General features: G+C 24.7%; 4 protein-coding genes and 2 tRNA genes. 2 read left to right on the top strand and 4 right to left on the bottom strand.

Going from position 1 to position 3,778, the window contains the following annotated elements; translation table 11 throughout:
* Positions 1–228: 228 nt before the first annotated feature.
* Together Q0138_RS02760 and Q0138_RS02765 are read right to left on the bottom strand one after the other, a co-directional pair.
* A tRNA-Gly gene (locus Q0138_RS02760) sits at positions 229–302 on the bottom strand.
* Positions 303–313: 11 nt separating this feature from the next.
* Positions 314–387: transfer RNA gene (locus tag Q0138_RS02765), tRNA-Gly, on the bottom strand.
* A 328-nt stretch (positions 388–715) separates the two neighbouring features.
* On the opposite strand from Q0138_RS02765, the gene Q0138_RS02770 reads away from it, so the two are divergent.
* The gene (locus tag Q0138_RS02770) at positions 716–982 is read left to right on the top strand and encodes a hypothetical protein (RefSeq protein ID WP_297980606.1); all 267 of its coding nucleotides are present in this window, start codon (positions 716–718) and stop codon (positions 980–982) included.
* Between the two features lie 14 nt (positions 983–996).
* Positions 997–1,269: a hypothetical protein gene (locus tag Q0138_RS02775; RefSeq protein WP_297980609.1), complete on the top strand. Its 273-nt coding sequence runs from the start codon at positions 997–999 to the stop codon at positions 1,267–1,269.
* A 593-nt stretch (positions 1,270–1,862) separates the two neighbouring features.
* Here Q0138_RS02775 and Q0138_RS02780 read toward each other — a convergent pair.
* Positions 1,863–2,534 (bottom strand): class I SAM-dependent methyltransferase, encoded by a 672-nt coding sequence (locus tag Q0138_RS02780; RefSeq protein WP_297980612.1) that lies wholly within the window; start codon positions 2,532–2,534, stop codon positions 1,863–1,865.
* Between the two features lie 452 nt (positions 2,535–2,986).
* A complete protein-coding gene (locus Q0138_RS02785) occupies positions 2,987–3,523 on the bottom strand; it encodes a hypothetical protein (RefSeq protein ID WP_297980614.1) in 537 nt (178 codons plus the stop codon).
* Positions 3,524–3,778 lie beyond the last annotated feature (255 nt).

A 3,778-nucleotide genomic window follows, 5' to 3' on the forward strand; every position in this document is an offset into this window, starting at 1 on the left:
ATAGGGAAATTTAAAAAAAATAAATTAATTTAAAATGTATTATAAATATCTGAAAAAATAATGAAAATTTATGAAAAAATAGTCTAAAAATAAACTAAAAAAAATACTGAAAAAATAGAAAAAATACCTGAAAGTAAAGTAAAAAAATACTGAAAAAAACAAACTAAAATACCTAATATTGACTAAAAAGAGTTAAAATGAATAAAAATTTTAAAAATAGCATAAACATGCAGCTGCCGGGATTCGAACCCGGGTTGTAGGCTTGGAAGGCCCAAGTAATAACCAGACTATACCACAGCTGCAATAAAAAAAATGCGGCGTCCGGGATTTGAACCCGGGTCTCTAACGTGGCAGGCTAGAGTCTTAACCAGGCTGGACTAACACCGCAATATATCAACATATAAAGATTGGTTAACTTAATATATAAATCTTTCTATAAAAAGCAAAAATTCATTAAAAAAAAAATAGATTTACTGCAAGATAATGGAAATAAAAACATATAGAATAAGCCAAATTATAAATACTATTAAACAAAAATAAAATATGTTTATGGTTAATTTTATTAAATTTTTATATTAACTATTATTTGCAATTAAAAAATAAACATACATTATTAAAATAATGTTTAAAGCAATCAGATATTAATTCTAAATAATAGCTAATACAAAAGAGTAATAAAACATTTTATCATAAATGAAAAAAAGGAAATGATAATATGATTTTTGGACTGTCTGTTGGATTAATATCCTTAATAATATTTGGGAACATAGAAAACTTAATTCTTGCATCCCAAGGTGTTGTTAAAGGAGCAAACCCCCTTAAATTAGCTATTTTAAGTTTAATAGCTGTTATTATTTGGTTAATTTTAGGAACTGTATGTACCCAACAATTAGAAGCATATGGAATTTACATTGAATTCATTGGCGGATTAGCAATATTTATTTTAGGTATTCAATCTATGCTTGAAGCAGTTAGAGGTTAAATTTAGGTGAAAAAATGACAATTTCAGAATATAAACCATTTTTAGGACTAATCGTTTTCGGCAACATTGAAAACTTAGTTTTATCTGCGCAGGGAGTTATTGAAGGTGCTGATCCATTGATTGTTGCTATAGCAAGTATAATTTTAGTTATAATATGGCAATTAATTGGTATTTTCGGCACTAAAGCAGCTATGAAATACTCTAGACACATTGAATTCATTGGAGGATTCGCAATATTTGTTTTAGGTATCCAATCAATGCTTCCACTTATTTATACATGGTTATAAATAAATAAAATTAAAGCTTAATTCTTAAGCCAAACTATACATTACTCTTTTTTTAAAAATCAACAATCATTTCAAAGCTATTTTTAACATTAAACCTTTTTAGCAAACTAATTCTATTTTTATGAAGAAATTCTATAAATTACTATTTTTCCTAAAATAATTTTATTTTTATGAAATTAAACCTTTTAAAAAAACTTGTTTTCTAAAAAACCAATTATAATTTTTAAAATTAAACCTTTTAAAATAAAAAAAACTTGTTTTATAAAAAATCAATTCTAATTTTATAAAATTAAACCTTTTAAAAAAACTTGTTTTATAAAAAAAATAATTCTAATTTTATAAAATTAAACCTTTTAAAATAAAATAACTTTTTTTCAAAAACTATCTTTTTAATTTAGAATAAAAATATGAAATGAAATTTTAAAAATCATTGAATAAAAGAATTTTATAAAAAATTAGAAAAAACATTGAAAAAGGAATAATAGAAAAAATAAAGAGATAAAAAGAATGAAAAATAAGAACAAATAGAGAATAAGAAAAATACATTCTCTAAATAAATAAATAAAAAAAAGAATTAGAATAAATTAAAAAAACTATTTTTTAGCAATTACGCAAATCCATGCAGGGACATCTTTTTTATCAGCTTCTTCCCCTCCTTTTAAAAAGCTAATTACATCAGAAAATCCTGCTTCACGTAAAAATCCATCTAATTCTTCTTCAGAATAAATGTTCATATCCAACAATTCCTTCAATTCCTCTTGACGTTCATCCCCTTCAATAGGAATTGATTCATTACAAATGAATATGATTCCATCATCCTTCAAGACTCTTCTAACTTCCTTAAAGTCATTTACAATATCCGGCCAGAAATAAACTGTTTCAAATCCGGTAACAATATCAAATGAGCTGTCTTCAAATGGCAATTCGGAAACGGATCCTTGAATAATCTCACATCTTCCAGCATCAATCTCATCCTTGTTTAATTTTGCAGATTTTTCAACAGAGACTTCAGAATAATCCAAACCAATAACCTTGTTTTCGGTCATTTTAAGGAATCTTTCAACATTGACTCCCCCTCCGCAACCGACATCCAGAATCTTATCGTCATTGGAAATATTCAAGTGACTTACACCCCATTGTGCAAGGCTTTCATGACTTTGATTCATCCTATCCAATAACTGATCACCTAATTTGCCAACAGGTTTACGTGCATTTATCAATAAATCATTATCTTCAATCCTATCTTGCTTTTGATTGTCAGACATAATACTCTCTCCTAATTTCTTAAAATAGCATCAATAATATTAATTCGAAACTTTGACTTGAATTCCATGTTTTAAAGCTTAAAATTTTCAAGGAATTTCAAAATTATAAAATTCAAAGCTCATTAAAAATCTAAATAATCTTAAATTAAATAAAAAAAACTTATGATAAGATTTTATAAAAAATTAAAAAAATTAATCTGATAAAATCCTTATCAAAGTTATCAATAATAATATAATTTTATAATTTATAAAGTTTAGGATTAATTAAGCATTATTCCATTGAATTTAGGACTAATTTATTTATAAACTAAGAATAATTAAAATAATTTCTATTAAAAAATAATATTTTAGAAAAATCATTTAAATCTAAGAATAATTCAAACAATTTCCAATGAAAATATGATTTTTCAGAAGAATCATTTTAAAAATTGGGAGAGATTTGAAAAGAACATCTAACTCTCTTCAAAATAAACCTCCTTAAAATAATCTGAAAGACCTAAATCAAGCAATTGAAAGTCATTGAAAACATTTAAAAAAGACAATTCCTCCGAATCATTTCTTATAAACGAATTTTTCATATACTCCAAATTAGGGAAATTTATTCCCTTTGAAGCCCTGATTTTAAAATCATCAATTTCCCTTAGTTTCTTATTTTCCCTTTTAGGATTAGGATTCTGATTTTGACCATTATCACAATTTTTTTCGCCAAGATCATCATCAAAATCAATATCTTCCATAATGATTGAATCATTTGAATTCTTAAAATCACCACCAGATTCAAGATTTTTAGATTCCAAATTGGATTTGAACTTCAATTCTTTATCCCTTGAATATTTTGAATCATTATCCAAACCATATTTGGAATTAAAATCATCTATAAAATCTCCAATATGTGATTGATTACAAAAATCATCAAGACACATATTTCTTGAACCATTATCACCATTATAATCCTTTATCAATGCAATTCTATTTTTTTCAAAAGACATTTTATCAAAACCTTTACATTTTTTTAGAAAAATTTCCTTGAATTAATCTTTGTTTTGAAAGCATATAAAGGTAAATAAAGAGCATTTGAAAAGTAATATTTAAAAATAGTTATATATCGTTAGAAAAAATGAAATCTATAATGTATAATAAACTATTTCTTAAAATAATAAAATATTAGAAGAGAAAAATTGTAAATATTAAACTATTTATTAAACATAGATCGGAAGAGCGTCGTGTAGGGAAAGAGTGTAGAT

The organism is uncultured Methanobrevibacter sp. (assembly GCF_937906425.1).
Lineage (GTDB): Archaea > Methanobacteriota > Methanobacteria > Methanobacteriales > Methanobacteriaceae > Methanobrevibacter.

Excerpts from the sequence above, each read along its gene's own strand:
- Q0138_RS02770 (WP_297980606.1), top strand. The coding sequence starts at position 716 with ATGATTTTTGGACTGTCTGTTGGATTAATATCCTTAATAATATTTGGG.
- Q0138_RS02775 (WP_297980609.1), top strand. The coding sequence starts at position 997 with ATGACAATTTCAGAATATAAACCATTTTTAGGACTAATCGTTTTCGGC.
- Q0138_RS02780 (WP_297980612.1), bottom strand. The coding sequence starts at position 2,534 with ATGTCTGACAATCAAAAGCAAGATAGGATTGAAGATAATGATTTATTG.
- Q0138_RS02785 (WP_297980614.1), bottom strand. The coding sequence starts at position 3,523 with ATGTCTTTTGAAAAAAATAGAATTGCATTGATAAAGGATTATAATGGT.